At 75.3% G+C, this 15760-nt stretch carries 17 protein-coding genes; 6 read left to right on the top strand and 11 right to left on the bottom strand.

The window, feature by feature from the left end:
• Positions 1 to 43: 43 nt before the first annotated feature.
• From FHN55_RS10500 to mca, 5 genes are all read right to left on the bottom strand, one after another.
• On the bottom strand, positions 44 to 799 hold the full coding sequence (locus FHN55_RS10500) for an isoprenyl transferase (protein WP_139712288.1): 756 nt from the start codon (positions 797 to 799) through the stop codon (positions 44 to 46).
• Between the two features lie 176 nt (positions 800 to 975).
• Positions 976 to 1569 (bottom strand): DUF6636 domain-containing protein, encoded by a 594-nt coding sequence (locus tag FHN55_RS10495; RefSeq protein WP_139712263.1) that lies wholly within the window; start codon positions 1567 to 1569, stop codon positions 976 to 978.
• A gap of 80 nt (positions 1570 to 1649) precedes the next feature.
• Complete coding sequence (locus FHN55_RS22640; RefSeq protein ID WP_180357757.1) at positions 1650 to 2429, bottom strand: hypothetical protein; 780 nt, start codon at positions 2427 to 2429, stop codon at positions 1650 to 1652.
• Positions 2430 to 2497: 68 nt separating this feature from the next.
• Positions 2498 to 2932 (bottom strand): hypothetical protein, encoded by a 435-nt coding sequence (locus FHN55_RS10485; protein ID WP_139712262.1) that lies wholly within the window; start codon positions 2930 to 2932, stop codon positions 2498 to 2500.
• Positions 2929 to 3807 carry a mycothiol conjugate amidase Mca gene (gene mca / locus FHN55_RS10480; RefSeq protein ID WP_139712287.1) on the bottom strand — a complete coding sequence of 293 codons (879 nt, stop codon included), beginning with the start codon at positions 3805 to 3807 and terminating at the stop codon, positions 2929 to 2931. Before mca ends, FHN55_RS10485 begins: the two co-directional genes overlap by 4 nt.
• A gap of 147 nt (positions 3808 to 3954) precedes the next feature.
• On the opposite strand from mca, the gene FHN55_RS10475 reads away from it, so the two are divergent.
• Together FHN55_RS10475 and greA are read left to right on the top strand one after the other, a co-directional pair.
• A complete protein-coding gene (locus FHN55_RS10475; RefSeq protein WP_218974543.1) occupies positions 3955 to 4362 on the top strand; it encodes a DUF4307 domain-containing protein in 408 nt (135 codons plus the stop codon).
• 125 nt (positions 4363 to 4487) lie between these two features.
• A complete protein-coding gene (gene greA / locus FHN55_RS10470; RefSeq protein ID WP_139712260.1) occupies positions 4488 to 4985 on the top strand; it encodes a transcription elongation factor GreA in 498 nt (165 codons plus the stop codon).
• A 69-nt stretch (positions 4986 to 5054) separates the two neighbouring features.
• On the opposite strand, the gene FHN55_RS10465 is transcribed toward greA, so the two are convergent.
• From FHN55_RS10465 to FHN55_RS10445, 5 genes are all read right to left on the bottom strand, one after another.
• Positions 5055 to 5858 (bottom strand): ABC transporter permease, encoded by an 804-nt coding sequence (locus FHN55_RS10465; protein WP_139712259.1) that lies wholly within the window; start codon positions 5856 to 5858, stop codon positions 5055 to 5057.
• On the bottom strand, positions 5855 to 6802 hold the full coding sequence (locus FHN55_RS10460) for an ATP-binding cassette domain-containing protein (RefSeq protein WP_257570858.1): 948 nt from the start codon (positions 6800 to 6802) through the stop codon (positions 5855 to 5857). The genes FHN55_RS10465 and FHN55_RS10460 overlap by 4 nt, the downstream gene beginning before the upstream one ends.
• A 147-nt stretch (positions 6803 to 6949) precedes the next feature.
• Positions 6950 to 8182 carry a threonine ammonia-lyase gene (ilvA, locus tag FHN55_RS10455; RefSeq protein ID WP_139712258.1) on the bottom strand — a complete coding sequence of 411 codons (1233 nt, stop codon included), beginning with the start codon at positions 8180 to 8182 and terminating at the stop codon, positions 6950 to 6952.
• Positions 8179 to 9450 carry an AI-2E family transporter gene (locus FHN55_RS10450; RefSeq protein WP_180357755.1) on the bottom strand — a complete coding sequence of 424 codons (1272 nt, stop codon included), beginning with the start codon at positions 9448 to 9450 and terminating at the stop codon, positions 8179 to 8181. The genes ilvA and FHN55_RS10450 overlap by 4 nt, the downstream gene beginning before the upstream one ends.
• A 22-nt stretch (positions 9451 to 9472) precedes the next feature.
• A complete protein-coding gene (locus FHN55_RS10445; protein WP_139712256.1) occupies positions 9473 to 10687 on the bottom strand; it encodes a cystathionine gamma-synthase in 1215 nt (404 codons plus the stop codon).
• 128 nt (positions 10688 to 10815) lie between these two features.
• Between FHN55_RS10445 and msrA the strand changes: the two genes are divergently transcribed.
• On the top strand, positions 10816 to 11484 hold the full coding sequence (msrA, locus tag FHN55_RS10440; protein ID WP_218974542.1) for a peptide-methionine (S)-S-oxide reductase MsrA: 669 nt from the start codon (positions 10816 to 10818) through the stop codon (positions 11482 to 11484).
• Between the two features lie 117 nt (positions 11485 to 11601).
• Positions 11602 to 12234 carry a class I SAM-dependent methyltransferase gene (locus tag FHN55_RS10435; protein ID WP_180357754.1) on the top strand — a complete coding sequence of 211 codons (633 nt, stop codon included), beginning with the start codon at positions 11602 to 11604 and terminating at the stop codon, positions 12232 to 12234.
• 98 nt (positions 12235 to 12332) lie between these two features.
• Here FHN55_RS10435 and FHN55_RS22635 read toward each other — a convergent pair whose 3' ends face one another.
• Positions 12333 to 12503, bottom strand: coding sequence for a hypothetical protein (locus FHN55_RS22635; RefSeq protein ID WP_180357753.1), 171 nt, complete (start codon positions 12501 to 12503; stop codon positions 12333 to 12335).
• A 161-nt stretch (positions 12504 to 12664) separates the two neighbouring features.
• On the opposite strand from FHN55_RS22635, the gene FHN55_RS10430 reads away from it, so the two are divergent.
• Together FHN55_RS10430 and FHN55_RS10425 are read left to right on the top strand one after the other, a co-directional pair.
• Positions 12665 to 14134, top strand: a complete 1470-nt coding sequence (locus FHN55_RS10430; RefSeq protein WP_257570861.1) for a PLP-dependent aminotransferase family protein — start codon at positions 12665 to 12667, stop codon at positions 14132 to 14134.
• A gap of 28 nt (positions 14135 to 14162) precedes the next feature.
• Positions 14163 to 15746: a helicase HerA-like domain-containing protein gene (locus FHN55_RS10425; RefSeq protein ID WP_139712253.1), complete on the top strand. Its 1584-nt coding sequence runs from the start codon at positions 14163 to 14165 to the stop codon at positions 15744 to 15746.
• Positions 15747 to 15760: the final 14 nt, after the last annotated feature.

Below are 15760 nucleotides of genomic sequence, written 5' to 3'. Positions count from 1 at the left end.
CGCCCGCACGGGTGACGGTGGGTCACCGCCTCGGGTGCGCGGCTCAGCTGCCGTAGCGGCGCTCGCGCTGCTCGTAGGAGCGCAGCGCCCGCAGGAAGTCGACCCGGCGGAAGTCGGGCCAGTAGGCCTCGCAGAAGTAGTACTCGCTGTGCGCGCTCTGCCACAGCAGGAAGCCCGACAGCCGCTGCTCCCCCGAGGTGCGGATGACCAGGTCCGGGTCGGGCTGGCCAGCCGTGTAGAGGTGCTCGGCGATGTGCTCGACGTCGAGCACCTCCACCAGCTCCTCCAGGGTGGTGCCGCGGGCCGCGTGCTCGGACAGCAGGGAGCGCACGGCGTCGGCGATCTCCCGCCGGCCGCCGTAGCCGACGGCCACGTTGACGTGCAGCCCGGTGTGGCTCGCGGTGGCCTTGGCGGCCTCCTCCACGGCGCAGCGGGTGCTGGGCGGCAGCAGGTCCAGCGCGCCGACGGGGTGGACGCGCCAGCGGCCGTCGCGGGCGAGCCTGTCGACGGTGTCCTCGATGATCGCCAGCAGCGGCTCCAGCTCGGCCGGGGGCCGGGTGAGGTTGTCGGTGGACAGCATCCACAGCGTGACCACCTCCACGCCGACCTGCTCGCACCACTCGGTGAGCTCGAGCACCTTGTCGCCGCCGGCCTGGTGGCCGGAGCGGGTCTCGAAGCCAGAGGCCTTCGCCCAGCGCCGGTTGCCGTCGAGGATCACGCCCACGTGGCGCGGCGCGCGGGCCGGGTCCACGGAGGTGGCCAGCCGCCGCTCGTAGCCCCGCTCGAGCGCAGCCCGCAGGGGGGCCCGCAGGCCCCGCAGGCGAGGGGCGACCCACTCCCGGGCGCGCCGAACCCGCAGGGCCGCGCGGCTGCGCACCCCGTCGTCCGCTGCGACCACGACCGCCTCCTGTCCGCCGCGCACGAGCCTAGGTGGTCCGCCGCGGACCGCTCACGGAGCGTGCGCCCCGGGCGCGCTCAGAAGAGCTCGACCTTCTCCTTGCGGACGGTGAACCCGTGGCCGGTCGTGGAGTTCTCGCAGGTCATCCCGACCTTGTCGCTCACGCTCGTGCACGTCAGCGGTTCCATGGTGATCGACGAGCCGTAGGCCAGCGTCGGGGCGCTCGGGTCGGCGATGGTGTCGCCCACGCACAGCGGCTCGGCGTCGCCGCCGCCGACGCCCACGCTGCCGTAGCTGCCGCCGCCACCGCCCCACGTGTCGTCGCAGCCGCCCTCCGGCTCCCGCACGTCCCACCTCTGCTCGGCCAGGTCGCACCGCGCGTAGGGGTCGGCGCCCTGCACCGGGGCGAGGTAGCACGAGATGTTGCCGGTGGGCGACCGGAAGGTCGTCATCGACGTGACGACCGCGGCGGAGGGCGACCCGCTCGCCGCCGGTCCCGCCGGTCCCGCCGAGGACGACGGCGGCGGTGCGGCGCTCGCGCCGGACGCGGCACCCCCGTCCTCCGGCTCCTCCGACCCGCTGCAGCCCGCCAGCAGCCCGCCCAGCAGCAGGACGCCGGCGAGCGCAGCCGCTGCTCTCGTGCGGCGGGCGGTGGGGGTGCGGCCGGTCACGGCACCATCGTGGGCCAGGCGCGCCGGCGGCACGGGCGAACCGGGCATCTGCTGCTGGCGGTGACGCCCGGGCGCTCGTGTCAGGCGCAGCTGCGCAGCACCAGACCGGGCCGCACGCGGTCGGGGTCAGGGCCCACAGCAGCGGCGTTCTGCGCATACAGGGCGCGCCAGCGGGCGTCGACGTCCGCGTCACCGGCCGCCGGTCCCAGCTGGGACGCCGCCAGCGCCCACAGCGAGTCACCGGGAGCGACCACCAGCTCGCAGACGACGCCGGAGGCCTGCTCGCTCGGGAGCTGCGCCGGGGAGGCCGGCGGCACCCCGCTCGAGGTGCCAGCGGGCGCCTCGGAGGCCGCCCCCGAGGGGGGAGGCGGTGCCGGGGCCGACGACGCCGAGGGCGAGGGCGAGGGCGACGGCGACGGCGACGGCGACGACGAGAGCGGTTCGCTGGACGTCGCGGTCGCCGTGGGACCGGCACCCGTCGCCGTGGCGTCGGCGGGGTCGGCGGCGCCGTCCCCGCGGGCCAGCACGAGGACCACCAGCACGGGAGCGGCCGAGGCCACGGCCAGCAGCACCAGGGCGGCCAGGGGCACGAGGGCCGCGCGCCCGGGCGCCGCGGTGGTGCGCGGCGCCCCGGAGACCGGGACCCGCACGAGCACCTGCGGCGGCGTCGGGGGCCGCAGGGCGGCGAGGCTCGCCAGGACCACCGCGACGAGCAGCCCCACCACGGCCAGCAGGCCGGTCAGCCGCAGCGCGAGGAGCCAGCCGCCGCTGAGCGCGTCGGCCCTCCACGCGACCAGCGCGACGAGCACGAGCAGCGCCACCGCCGCACCGCCGGCGATGCGCCATGCCCGTGCGTCCACGCCACCCCCGTGCTCGGCGCCCGACGGCGTCCTCCGACCTGCCGGGCGGAGCCCGGCGAGTCGTCACTCTAGGTGCGCGGGGAGTCCGAGGTGCCGGGTTCGTCCGGCTCGTGCGCTTCGTGGCGGTCGTGGTCGCGGGGTTCGCCCCGCACCTCGCCCTGGACCACGTCGGCCCCCGGGGGCAGCTCCGGGCCGCCGCGACCGTCGTCGCCAGCGGTGCCGCGGTCGAGGGACCGCTCGCGCAGCTGCTCACGCCGGGCCAGCTCCGCGGCCTCCTCCGCCGCGGCGCGGTGGCGGAGGCGGCGCATGCGGTGCACCAGGTTGACGATGAGGAAGATCGAGACGAGCACCACGGCGGCCGTGGCGAGGAAGCCCAGGACGCCGGGGGTCACCGTGTTCGGGTCGAGCTCTCGGGGTCCGCCCGTCGGCTCCGGCACCGGGTTGGGACCCAGCCCGCCCAGGATCACGCCCGCACTCGTCAGCGCGCCCAGCAGCGGGCTCACGCGGCGCTGCCTGCTGCCAGGTGCTCGCGGACGCCGGTGAACAGGTCGTCCTCGACCTCGCCCTCGGCGAGGGCGGGCAGGCGGACGCGCGAGCGGGCCAGCTCGAAGTCCTCCGTGGGCCACAGCCGGGCCTCGAGGTCGCGTCCGGCGGCGAACCAGAACCCGTCGGGGTCGATCTGGGTGGCGTGGGCGAGCAGGGCCTCGTCGCGCTGGGCGAAGAAGTCCGCCACCGGCACCCGGGTGGTGACGGGGCGCTCCTCGCGCTCCTCCCAGCGCTTCATCCACTCCGTGTAGGGGGACTCGCCGCGCTCGCGCAGCAGGTGCTCGTGGATGGCGAGGATCCGACCCCGCGACATGGTGTTGTAGTAGAGCTTCAGCGGGGTCCACGGCTCGCCCTCGCCGGGGTAGGCGTCGGGGTCGCCCGCGGCGTCGAAGGCCGCCACCGAGACCTTGTGGCACATGATGTGGTCGGGGTGGGGGTAGCCGCCGTTCTCGTCGTACGTCGTCATGACGTGCGGCTTGAAGCGGCGGACCACGCGGACCAGGGCCTCGGCGGCCACGTGCACCGGCTCCAGGGCGAAGCAGCCCTCCGGCAGCGGCGGCAGCGGGTCGCCCTCGGGCAGGCCGGAGTCGACGAAGCCCAGCCACTCGTGCTGCACCCCCAGGGCGGCGGCCGCGGCGGCCATCTCCTCGCGGCGGACCTGGGAGATGTCGCGCAGGACGCGCGGGTCGTCGGCGAGCTTGGGGTTGAGGATCGAGCCGCGCTCGCCGCCGGTGCAGCTGACCACCAGCACCTCGACGCCCTCGCTGACGTAGCGGGCGCAGGTGGCCGCGCCCTTGCTCGACTCGTCGTCGGGGTGGGCGTGGACGGCCATGAGCCGCAGCGGCTCGGTGGGGCGGGGCAGGGGACTGCTCACGGGAGGTGACCTCCGGGTGCACGGGTGGGGGACAATCATCGCGCACCGCCCGACGGGGGCGAGCGCGGCCGACGGCCGCCCGACGACCAGCTGGAGCACCCTCCCGTGAGCAGCGCCCCGCACTCCGCCCCGACCCGTCCCGCGGGCCGGTACGGGACGCGCGGCCCGCTGCGCCGGCGGGTCCGGCTGGTGGTCTCGGTGGTGCTGGGGCTGGCGCTGGCCGCGTGGGCGGTCTGGGCCGGCCTGGGCAGCGCGTCCTCGCACGTGCAGGCGTCCGAGCAGAGCTACCGGGTGGTGGACGACGCCACCACCGTCGTCGTCTTCAGCGTGGCCAAGCCCGCCGACGTGGCGGTCGTGTGCCGGGTGCAGGCGCTGAGCTCCACCGCCGCCGTCGTGGGGCTGCAGGAAGTGCCGGTCGGCCCCGAGGACGGCGCCGCGAGCGTGCACACGGTCACCGTCAAGACGCAGCAGCGGGCCGTCACCGGCGTCGTGGACGACTGCGTCCCCGCCTGAGCGGCAGCGGCCCGCTGCGCGGGCCGGTCCGCCCAGCGCTGGTAGCCTCGCCGTTTCCGCGCCTCGTGCAGGCCAGCGTCGTCCTGGTCGCGGAGCACAGCCCTGAGACCGACCGAGGAGGACCGGTGTCCGACACCACGCCCGCCACCACCTGGCTGACGCAGGAGGCCTACGACCGCCTCCAGGCCGAGCACGCCCACCTGACCGGGCCGGGCCGGACCGAGATCACCCAGCGCATCGACGCCGCCCGCCAGGAGGGCGACCTCAAGGAGAACGGCGGCTACCACGCCGCCAAGGACGAGCAGGGGAAGATGGAGGCCCGCATCCGGCAGCTGGAGCAGCTGCTGCGCGAGGCGCAGGTCGGCCAGGCCCCCGCCGCCGCCAACGGTGTCGTCGCTCCGGGGACCGTGGTCTCCGCGACCGTCAACGGCAGCATGAAGATGCGCTTCCTGCTGGGCAGCCGCGAGGCCGTCGGCACCACCGACCTCGACGTGTACAGCGAGAAGTCGCCCATCGGCTCGGCGGTGCTGGGCAAGAAGAAGGGCGACTCGGCGAGCTACACCGCGCCGAACGGCAAGGAGCTGTCCGTGGTGGTCGACGACGTCGAGGCGTACGCCGGCTGACGCACGCCCGCGACGCGCAGAGGCGCCCCACCCCCGCCGGGGTGGGGCGCCTCTCGCGTCGCGGCTGCCTCAGCGGGCGGCGGAGCGCTTGAACTGGCGGGTGGCGAGCGGCAGGAACACCGCGACCAGCACCACGGACCAGATCAGCGTGTAGAGCGCCGCGTTCTCCAGCGGCCACGCACCGGACCCTCCGGCCAGCGAGGGGTTGCCGAAGAGGTCGCGGCTGGCCTGGGTGACCGCCGAGACCGGGTTCCAGTCGGCGATGACCCGCAGGACGGTCGGGAAGTTCTGCGTGGGCACGAACGTGTTGGCGATGAAGGTGATCGGGAAGATCACGATGAAGCTGACGTTGTTGAACACCTCCGGGCTGCGCACCAGCAGGCCCACCAGCGCCATCACCCACGAGCAGGCGTAGGCGAAGAGCAGCAGCAGCGCGAACCCCGCCAGGGCCTGCAGCGGCGACGTCGTGATGCGCCAGCCCACCGCCAGGCCCGTCGCCGTCATGATGATGATCACCAGCACGTTGGTGACGACGTCGGAGGTGGTGCGCCCGACGAGCACCGCCGACGGGGCGATGGGCAGCGACCGGAACCTGTCGATGATCCCCTTCTGCATGTCGTCGGCCAGCCCGCTCCCGGTGACGGTGGCCCCGAAGATCACCGTCTGGGCGAAGATGCCCGGCACGAGGAACTCCGCGTAGCTGGTCCCCGCGGGCACCGGGATGGCGCTGCCGAAGACGAAGACGAACAGCAGGATGAACATGATCGGCGAGATGAGCGTGCCGACCAGCAGGTCGGGGACCCGCCTGACCTTGATGAGGTTGCGCTGGGCGATGCTCGCCCCGTCGCTGATGGCCGACCCGAGCGCGCTCACGAGCGCACCTCCACCTTCTGCTGGTCCGCCTGGCCGGTGCTGCCGGCCTCGTCGGTGCGCTTGCCGGTGAGGGTCAGGAACACGTCGTCCATGGTGGGCCGGCGGGTGCCGGCGTCGGACAGGTGCACGCCGCGCGCCTCCAGCTGCGCCAGCACCCGCACCAGCACCGCGGCCCCGCCCTCGACCGGCGCGGTGAGGCGCCGGGTGTGGCTCTCGACCTCGACCTCGCCCACGGCCGCCTCGGCGAGCAGGGAGCGGACCTCGTCGAGGTGGGCCGGGTCGTCGACCACCAGCTCGATGCGCTCCCCGCCGACCTGGGCCTTCAGCTGGTCGGAGGTGCCGCGGGCGATGGCGCGGCCGTGGTCGATGACGACGATGTCGTCGGCGAGGAGGTCGGCCTCCTCGAGGTACTGAGTGGTCAGCACCACCGTGGTGCCGCCCCGCACCATGCCCTGCAGGAGCTCCCACATGTCGGCACGGCTGCGCGGGTCCAGGCCGGTGGTGGGCTCGTCGAGGAAGAGCACCGGCGGGTCGTTCACCAGGGCGCCGGCGAGGTCGAGGCGGCGGCGCATGCCACCGGAGTAGCCCTTCACCGGCCGGTCGGCGGCGTCGGTGAGGCTGAAGAGCTCCAGCAGCTCGCGCGCCCGCTCCGCGGCCCGGCGCGAGCCCTGGTGGTAGAGCTTGCCGATCATCCGCAGGTTCTCGAAGCCGGTGAGGTACTCGTCCACCGCGGCGTACTGCCCGGAGACCCCGATGCGCCGGCGCACCTCCTGCGGGTCGCGCAGCACGTCGACCCCGGCCACGTGCGCCTCGCCGGCGTCGGGGACCAGGAGCGTGGTGAGGATCCGCACCGTGGTGGTCTTGCCGGCGCCGTTGGGCCCGAGCAGGCCCAGCACCGTGCCCTCGGGCACGTCGAGGTCGACGCCGTCGAGGGCGCGCGTCACCCCGCCGCCCCTGCCCGGTCTCCCGTAGGTCTTCACCAGTCCCCTGGCCCGCACCGCGAGCCCCTGGCCGCCCGTCACGTCCGTGTCCCCATCACGACAGGCACGCTAGAGCCGCCCACCGACAGAGGGCGTCCCGGACGCGCCCGTTCAGCCGACGTGCACCTCGTAGCCGGCGCGGCGCAGCGCGGCGACCACGCCCTCGGCGTGCGCGGGCCCCTGCGTCTGCAGGCGCAGGTCCACCTCGACCTCGTCCACGGCGGCGCGCTCGGACGTGCGCCCGTGGCCGACGTCGATGACGTCGGCGCCGACGTCGGCCACGAGCGAGAGCAGCCCCGCGAGCGCGCCGGGCCGGTCGGGCACGCGCCGCACGGACAGCGTGAGGAACCGCCCGGCGGCGGCCATGCCGTGGCGGATGACGCGCATGAGGAGCAGCGGGTCGACGTTGCCCCCGGAGACCACCACGCCCACCGGCGGCTCGTAGGCGGTCGGGTCGGCCAGGAGCGCCGCCACACCCACCGCTCCCCCGGGCTCCACGACGAGCTTGGCGCGCTCCAGCAGGAGGAGCAGGGCGCGCGAGACGTCCTCCTCGGAGACCGTGACCACGTCCGACGGCGGGAGGAGGGCGCTGACCACGCCGAAGGGCACGTCACCGGGACGGGCGACGGCGATGCCGTCCGCCATGGTGGACATCCGCGCCAGCGGCACGGGACGCCCGGCCGCCAGCGAGCCCGGCCACGCCGCCGCCTGGGCTGCCTGCACGCCCACCACGCGGACCCCCGGCGCCACGCCCGAGAGGGCCGCGGCCACGCCGGCCAGCAGCCCTCCTCCCCCCAGGCAGACGAGGACGGTGCGCAGCCCCGCCACCTGCTCGGTCAGCTCCAGCCCCACGGTCCCCTGACCGGCGACGACGTCGGGGTGGTCGAAGGGGTGCACGAGCACGGCGCCGGTCTTCTCGACGTGCTCGCGAGCGGCCACCAGGGCCTCGTCGACCGTGGTGCCCGCCAGCTCGACGCGGGCGCCGTAGCGGCCGGTCGCCTCCAGCTTGGGCAGCGACGCACCGACGGGCATGAACACGGTGGCGGGGGCGTCCAGCTCGCGGGCGGCGATGGCCACGCCCTGCGCGTGGTTGCCGGCGCTGGCCGCCACCAGACCCCGCCGGCGCTCGGCGTCGGTGAGCCGCGCGGCGCGCACGTACGCGCCGCGGACCTTGAAGGAGCCGCCCCGCTGGAGGTTCTCGCACTTGAGGTGCACCGGGCCGCCGACGAGGTCGGACAGCGCGCGGCTGCGCACCACCGGGGTGCGCCGCACGACGCCCTCCAGCACCGGGCGCGCCGCCAGCACGTCCTCGGGCCCCACCGGTGGCGCGTCCCCGGGCGTCACCGCTGGTCGTCCGCCGGGGCGCGCTCGTCCAGACGGCCGGGCGCGGGGGGCTCGCCGTCCTCGCGGGCCCGGCGGGCGGCGGCCTCGTCAGCGTCGCGCCGCTCCTCGTCGGACGTGCGCTCGTCGTCGTCCTCGCCGTCGTCCTTGAAGTGCTTCACGAGGCCAGGGGGCAGGGCCGCGTCGCCGCGCACCAGGTGCACGACCACCGTGTTGGCCACCGCGATGACCGGGACGGCGAACAGCACGCCGGGGATGCCCGCCAGCGTGGCCCCCGCGGTGATGGCGATGAACACCGCGAGCGGGTGCACCGAGACGGCCTTGCCGAGCAGGAACGGCTGCAGCACGTGGCTCTCCAGCTGCTGCACGAGCAGCACCACGGCGAGCATGATCAGCGCCTTGACAGGGCCGACCGCCACCAGCCCGACGAGCACGGCCACGGCGCCGGTGACCACGGCGCCGACGATCGGCACGAAGGCGCCGAGGAACACGAGCACTGCGAGCGGCACGGCCAGCGGGATGCCGAGGACGAAGGCGCCCAGGCCGATGCCGATGGCGTCGACCGCGGCCACGATGATCGTCGCTCGCACGTAGGACGTCAGGGTGACCCAGCCGCGGTGCATCGCGGCGTCGAAGGGGGCCTCGGCGGGAGCGGGCAGCAGGCGCACGAGCCACGACCAGACGCGGCGGCCGTCCCAGGTGAGGAAGATCGTGAAGAAGAGCACCAGGAAGCTGCCGGTGAGCAGGGTGGCCGCCGTGCCGCCGACGGCGACCGCACCGCTGACGATCGAGTCGCTGTTGGCCTGCAGCGCCGTGCGGGCCTGGGTGATGTAGTCGTTGATCTGGCTGTTCGACAGGCCCAGCGGGCCGTTCGACAGCCAGGTCTGCAGCTGGGTGATGCCCGCGGACGCCTGGTCGGCGAGGTCGTCGAACCCGTAGACGATCTGCGTGACCACCAGCGTGAACAGCCCGACGATGAGGGCGATGCCCAGCAGCATGCAGACGAGCGTGGCCACCACCCGGGGCCAGCCGTGGCGGTCCAGGAAGTCGACCGAGGGCACGAGCAGGGCCACGAAGAGGAGCGCCACGAACAGCGAGACGGTGAGCTCGGAGAAGTAGGCCAGCACCTGGCCCAGGCCGTAGAGGACGACCGCGACGACGACCACGCGCCACGCCCAGGCCGCCGCGACGCGCACCGGGAACGGCACGGCGTCGGCAGCCGTGCGGTCGGGGCGCGGCGTGCGGGTCAGTCGGCTCTGGGTGGGGGGCACGCCCGCCAGTGTGGCGGGGGCGTCACCCGAGTGCGCGGTCGAGGTCCCCGATCAGGTCGTCCAGGTCCTCGAGCCCCACGGACAGGCGCACCAGGTCGTCCGGGACCTCCAGCGCGGAGCCCGCCACCGAGGCGTGCGTCATGGCGGCCGGGTGCTCGATGAGCGACTCCACGCCCCCGAGGGACTCGGCGAGGGTGAAGACCTGCGCGCGCTCGCAGACCTCCAGGGCCTTCTCGCGCGAGCCCACGCGGAAGCTGACCATGCCGCCGCCGCGGCGCATCTGCTTGGCCGCGACGTCGTGGCCGGGGTGCCCGTCCAGGCCAGGGTGGAGCACGGTGGTGACGCCGGGGTGCTCGGACAGCCACGTCGCGACCGCCTCGGCGGAGTCGCAGTGGCGCTCCATCCGGACCGCCAGGGTCTTGAGGCCGCGCAGCACCAGCCACGCGTCGAACGGCCCGGCGACGGCGCCCATGGCGTTCTGGTGGAAGCCGACGGCCTCGGCCACCTCCGCCAGGTGGTCGCCCTGGCCGACGACGAGCGCGCCGCCGACGACGTCGGAGTGGCCGCCGCAGTACTTGGTGGTGGAGTGCACCACCACGTCGGCGCCCAGCGCCAGCGGCTGCTGCAGGTAGGGGGTGGCGAAGGTGTTGTCGACGGCGAGCAGCGCGCCGGCGTCGTGCGCGACGGCCGCGAGCGCGCCGATGTCGCCGACGGTGAGCAGCGGGTTGGTGGGCGTCTCCGCCCACACGAGCTTGGTGCGGCCGGGCTGCACGGCGGCGGCCACGGCGTCGGCGTCGGAGATGTCCGCGGGGGTGTGCTCCACGCCCCAGCGGCCCAGCACGCGGGCGATGAGCCGGTAGGTGCCGCCGTAGGCGTCGTCCGGGACGACGACGTGGTCGCCCGGGGTCAGCACGGCGCGCAGCAGCGTGTCCTCGGCGGCCAGGCCGGAGGCGAAGGCGTACGCGGATCGGCCGCCCTCGAGGGAGGCCAGGCACTCCTGCAGGGCGTCGCGGGTGGGGCTGGCGGAGCGGGAGTACTCGTAGCCGGAGCGAAGGCCGCCGACGCCGTCCTGCTTGTAGGTGGTGGAGACGCTGATCGACGGGATCACCGCGCCGGTGCGCGGGTCGGGCTCGGACCCGGCGTGGATCGCGCGCGTGGAGAAGCCGGCGCCGGACCAGTCCGAGGGCGCGGGGCTGCCGGGGACGCCGTGGCTGCCGGGGACCTGCTGCTCGCTCACAGCGGGAAGGCTACGGCCCCCGTGCGCAGGACCACGGCCGAGGACCAGCGCAGCGGGATGGATCGCGCGCGACGAGGCGTTGTCACCAGCAGACCGCGCCGTCGCCTGAACCCCTGGAGGAACCGCCCATGGCCCTGTTCGGCAGCTCGCTGAAGTCCCGCATGGTGACCCGCGAGGAGGCGCTGCCCGGCCGCGACGTCCGCCCCTACCCCGTCCCGACCCACCACGCCGTGCTCGGCACGCCGCTGGAGGGCCCGTGGCCCGAGGGCACGCAGGTGCTCTACGTGGCGATGGGCTGCTTCTGGGGCGCGGAGCGCACGTTCTGGCGCCAGCCGGGCGTGGTGACCACCTCGGTCGGCTACATGGGCGGCTTCACGCCCAACCCCTGGTACGAGGAGACGGTGACCGGCCGCACCGGCCACACCGAGGCCGTCATGGTGGCCTACGACCCGTCGCAGACGTCCGCGGACGCGCTGCTGCGCGTGTTCTGGGAGTCGCACGACCCGACGCAGGTCAACCGCCAGGGCAACGACGTCGGCACCGGCTACCGCTCGGCGGTCTACTGGACCACCGAGGAGCAGCGCGAGGCCGTGGAGCGCACGAAGGCCGCCTTCGAGCCGAAGCTGCGCGAGGCCGGGTACGGCCCGATCGCCACGGAGCTGCGCTCGGCGGCCGACGCCGGTGAGTACTACCTCGCCGAGGACTACCACCAGCAGTACCTGCACAAGGTGCCGAACGGCTACTGCGGCCTGGGCGGCACGGGCGTGACCTGCCCGGTGGGCGTCGTCGGCGCCTGACCGCTCCCGCCTCACCAGCACGGGGTGGCCCTGTGCCAGACCTACTGGCACGGGGCCACCCCGTGCCGGTCAGGGAGTGGCGTGGATCCCCCCGGGCCGGCGCGGCAGGGTGCACGCGTGAGCGCTGAGCGGACCGACCAGCCCGGGCACGACGTCGCCTGGTGGGACGCGAAGCACCGCGACCGTCCGGTCCACGACGACGTCGACCCGTCCGTGCGCGCCGCGTGCCTGCCGCTGGCCGCCGCAGCGAGACCGGGAGGCGCGGTCGACCTGGCCTGCGGCACCGGGCGCCACGCGCGCTGGCTGGCGCAGCGGGGCTGGGACGTGGTCGGCGTCGACTCCTCCCCCGGCGGGCTGGAGGTCGCCGCCCGCGCGGCGCGCGAGCAGGGCGTCGGGCAGCGCTGCCGGTGGGTGGCCGCTGACGCCCGCACCTGGCAGCCGGAGGCACCGGTGGCGCTGGTGGTGGTCGCGTTCGTCGCCCTGCCCCGCCTGGTGGAGCGCGCGGCGCAGTGGCTGGTGCCCGGCGGTCGCGTCGTCGTCGTCGGGCACGCCCTGGCCAACGCCTCCCGCGGGGTCGGCGGACCGCGCGACCCGCGGCTCCTCCACGACGCCGCCGCCCTGCGCCGGGGCGCGCGGGCGGCCGGGCTGCGGGTGCGCCTGGCGGCGGAGGTGGAGCGCCCGGTGGTCTGGGACGACGGCGAGCGCCGGGTCCAGGTGGACGCCGTCCTCGTGGCCGACCGCCCGGCCTGACCCTGGACGCGACGAAGGCCCTGCACCTCAGCGGGTGCAGGGCCTTCGCCGTGCGTCGAGGTCGGCGGCCCCGGTGACCGGGGTCTCGCCGCGCAGGGTCAGCGGTTGACCGCGGCCGGCGGGACGGAGGGGAGCATGACGCCCCAGCCGTCGTGGCTGCGCGGGGCGGGACGCTCGCCGTAGCCGTCGCCGTCGATGACGCGGGCGAGGGCGTACAGCGCACCGAGGGAGAGCAGGGACAGGGCCAGGAGGAGCACGAAGACCGTCATGCATCAATGATCAGTCACTATTGGCATGAAGGCACCATGCCAATCGCGGAACAGTGGCCTGAACTGGGCCGTTCGGTGTCAGACCACTCTGTTCGCAGTGAGTCGCACCACTCCGGAGGCTCCCGGAACCAGGCCAATCGTGGCAGGGTGGCCTGGTGTCGATGAACACCGGATCGCTCAGCGCCGTCGGCCCGACCGCCGGCACCACGTCCGCGGACCGCCTCGCCGAGCTCATCGGCCCGGGCACTCTGCACCCGCCGATGTACGCCAGCCTGGCCAGCGGCATCCAGGGCCTGGTGAGCGACGGGCGCCTCGGCGTCGGCGTGCGGCTGCCCGCCGAGCGCGAGCTGGCCTCCGCCCTCGGCGTCAGCCGCGTCACCGTCTCCGCCGCCTACGGCCGCCTGCGCGAGGCGGGCTGGGCCGACGCCCGCCAGGGCTCGGGCACGTGGACGCAGCTGCCCGCCACCAGCGGCGTCGTCGCCGCGTGGGTGCCCGGCGGTGCGCGCGAGGGCGTGCTCGACCTGTCCTACGCCGCCCCGCCCGGTCCGCCGGAGGTCGCCGACGCCTACGCCCAGGCGCTGACCGAGCTCCCCCGCCACCTCGGCGGCCACGGCTACACGCCGCTGGGCCTGAACGACCTGCGCGTCCGCATCGCCGAGCGGTACACCGCGCGCGGACTGCCGACCACCCCCGAGCAGGTGCTCGTCACCTGCGGGGCCGGAGGCGCGGTGAGCTCGGCCCTGCGCGCCGTGCTGGGCGCCGGGGACCGCCTCGTGGTGGAGCACCCGGTCTGGCCGAACGCCCTCGACGTCGCCCGGGAGCTGCGGGCGCGCCTCGTGCCGGTGCCGCGAGACCTCGCGTCCGGCAGCGGCTTCGTGACCGCCGCGCACCGAGCGGCGCGCCAGACCTCGGCGCGCGCGCTCTACGTCGTCCCCGACTTCTCCAACCCCACCGGCGCCACCCTGTCCGAGGGCGACCGCCGGTCGCTGGTCATCTCCATGCAGCAGCAGGAGGTGGCCGTGGTCGCGGACGAGGCGCTGGCCGACCTCGCCCTGGACGGCCAGGAGCCGCTCGCGCCGCTGGCCGCGCACGGCCGCCCCGGCACCGTGCTGAGCGCCGGCTCGATCAGCAAGGCCGTGTGGGCGGGCGTGCGGGTCGGGTGGCTGCGCGCCGAACCCGACGTCATCGCCCGGGCCGCCGCCGCGGCGTCGCGGGACCACGGCTCCTTCTCCCTGGTCGACCAGCTGGCCGCGTGCGCGCTGCTCGACTCCTACGACGGCATCGCCGCACGCCGCCGGGTCCAGCTGCGCGCCCAGCGCGACGCCCTCGTCGCGGCGCTGCGCACCCACCTCCCCGACTGGGAGGTGCCCGTGCCGCCGGGCGGGCAGTCGCTGTGGTGCCACCTGCCGCCGGGGGTGTCGTCGTCCGTGCTGGTCGACACCGCCGAGGAGCTGGGCCTGCGGCTCGCCACCGGCTCGCGCTTCGGCGCCGGGCACGCCTTCGACGACAGGCTGCGGCTGCCCTTCACCGCCCCCGTCGCCGACCTCGAGCGGGCGGTGGAGCTGCTCGTCGAGGCCACCGGCGCCAGCGCAGGCCGCTCCCCCGCCGCCCCTCGCCGCCACCTGGTCTGAGGAGCGCCCCGGCACTAGCGTCCGCGCCGTGAGCAGCCACCCCGACACAGCGGCGTTCGTCACCGCGGTCCGCGACGCGTACTCCACCACCGGGCCGGCCGTGCAGCTCGGCGCTCTGGTGGTGGACGGCGCCGCCCACCCGGAGGCGCCCGTCCAGCTGCCGCTGTCCGTGCTCAACCGCCACGGGCTCGTGGCCGGCGCCACCGGCACCGGCAAGACCAAGACGCTGCAGCTGGTCGCCGAGCAGCTCAGCGCCCACGGCGTGCCGACCTTCCTCACCGACGTCAAGGGAGACCTGTCGGGCATCGCCCTGCCCGGCGCCGCGTCCGACCGGGTGACGTCGCGCGCCGCCGACGTCGGCCAGCAGTGGGTGCCGGCCGGCTGCCCCACCGAGCTGCTCGCGCTTGGCGGGATCGGCACCGGGGTGCCCGTGCGGGCCACCATCACGGGCTTCGGCCCGGCCCTGCTGGCGCGGGTGCTGGACCTGTCCGAGGTGCAGTCCTCCTCGCTGGCGCTGGTGTTCCACTGGGCCGACAGGGCGGGACTGCCGCTGCTCGACCTGGCGGACCTGCGCGCCGTCATCACCCACCTCGTCTCCCCCGAGGGCAGGGCCGACCTGGAGGGCCTGGGCGGCCTGAGCAAGCAGACCGCCGGGGTGCTGCTGCGCGAGCTGCTCGCCTTCGCCGACGGCGGCGCCGACGCCTTCTTCGGCGAGCCCGAGCTCGACGTCCACGACCTCCTGCGCACGACCACCGTCCAGGGCGAGGAGCGCGGCGTGGTCTCCTGCCTGGAGCTGCCCGCCGTCCAGGGCCGCCCGGCGCTGTTCTCCACGTTCCTGCTGTGGCTGCTCGCGGAGCTCTTCGAGGAGCTGCCCGAGGTCGGCGACCTCGACAAGCCGAAGCTGGTGTTCTTCTTCGACGAGGCGCACCTGCTCTTCACCGGCGCCAGCAGGGACTTCGTGGCGCAGGTCGCCCAGACGGTCCGCCTGGTGCGCTCCAAGGGCGTCGGCGTGGTGTTCGTGACGCAGAGCCCCACGGACCTGCCCAAGGAGGTCCTGGCCCAGCTCGGCTCACGGGTGCAGCACGCGCTGCGGGCCTTCACCCCGGACGATGCGAAGGCCCTGCGCGCCACCGCCTCGACCTACCCGAAGAGCGACCAGTACGACACCGAGACCCTGCTGACCAGCGTCGGCACCGGCGAGGCCGTGGTGACGGTGCTGTCCGAGAGCGGCGTGCCGACGCCGGTGGCGTGGACGCGCCTGCGTGCGCCCCAGTCGCTCATGGCGCCGGCGCCACCGGCCGAGCAGCAGCGGATCGTGGCCGCCTCACCGCTGCAGGCGGAGTACGGCGCGCCCGTCGACAGGGACTCCGCCTACGAGCGCCTGACGCGCAGGACGGCTGCGCCGCCGCGCGGCTCCGACGGCCGCGCGCCGTCGTCGTCGTCCCAGCCCACCCGGGCCCCTGCCCCCGAGCGGCGCAGGACCGAGCCGGAGGAGCGCTCCGTGGTCGAGCAGGTGCTCGGCTCCTCGGCCTTCCGCAGCTTCGCGCGGTCAGCGGCCTCCAGCCTGGGCCGGGAGATCACCCGCAGCATCTTCGGCGTGCGCCGCCGCTGAGCGGCGCACGCCGA

This window comes from Streptomyces sp. NP160, assembly GCF_006335115.1.
In the GTDB taxonomy this organism is placed as follows: domain Bacteria; phylum Actinomycetota; class Actinomycetes; order Actinomycetales; family Quadrisphaeraceae; genus Quadrisphaera.
This window is presented reverse-complemented; position numbering and strand designations above follow the sequence as displayed.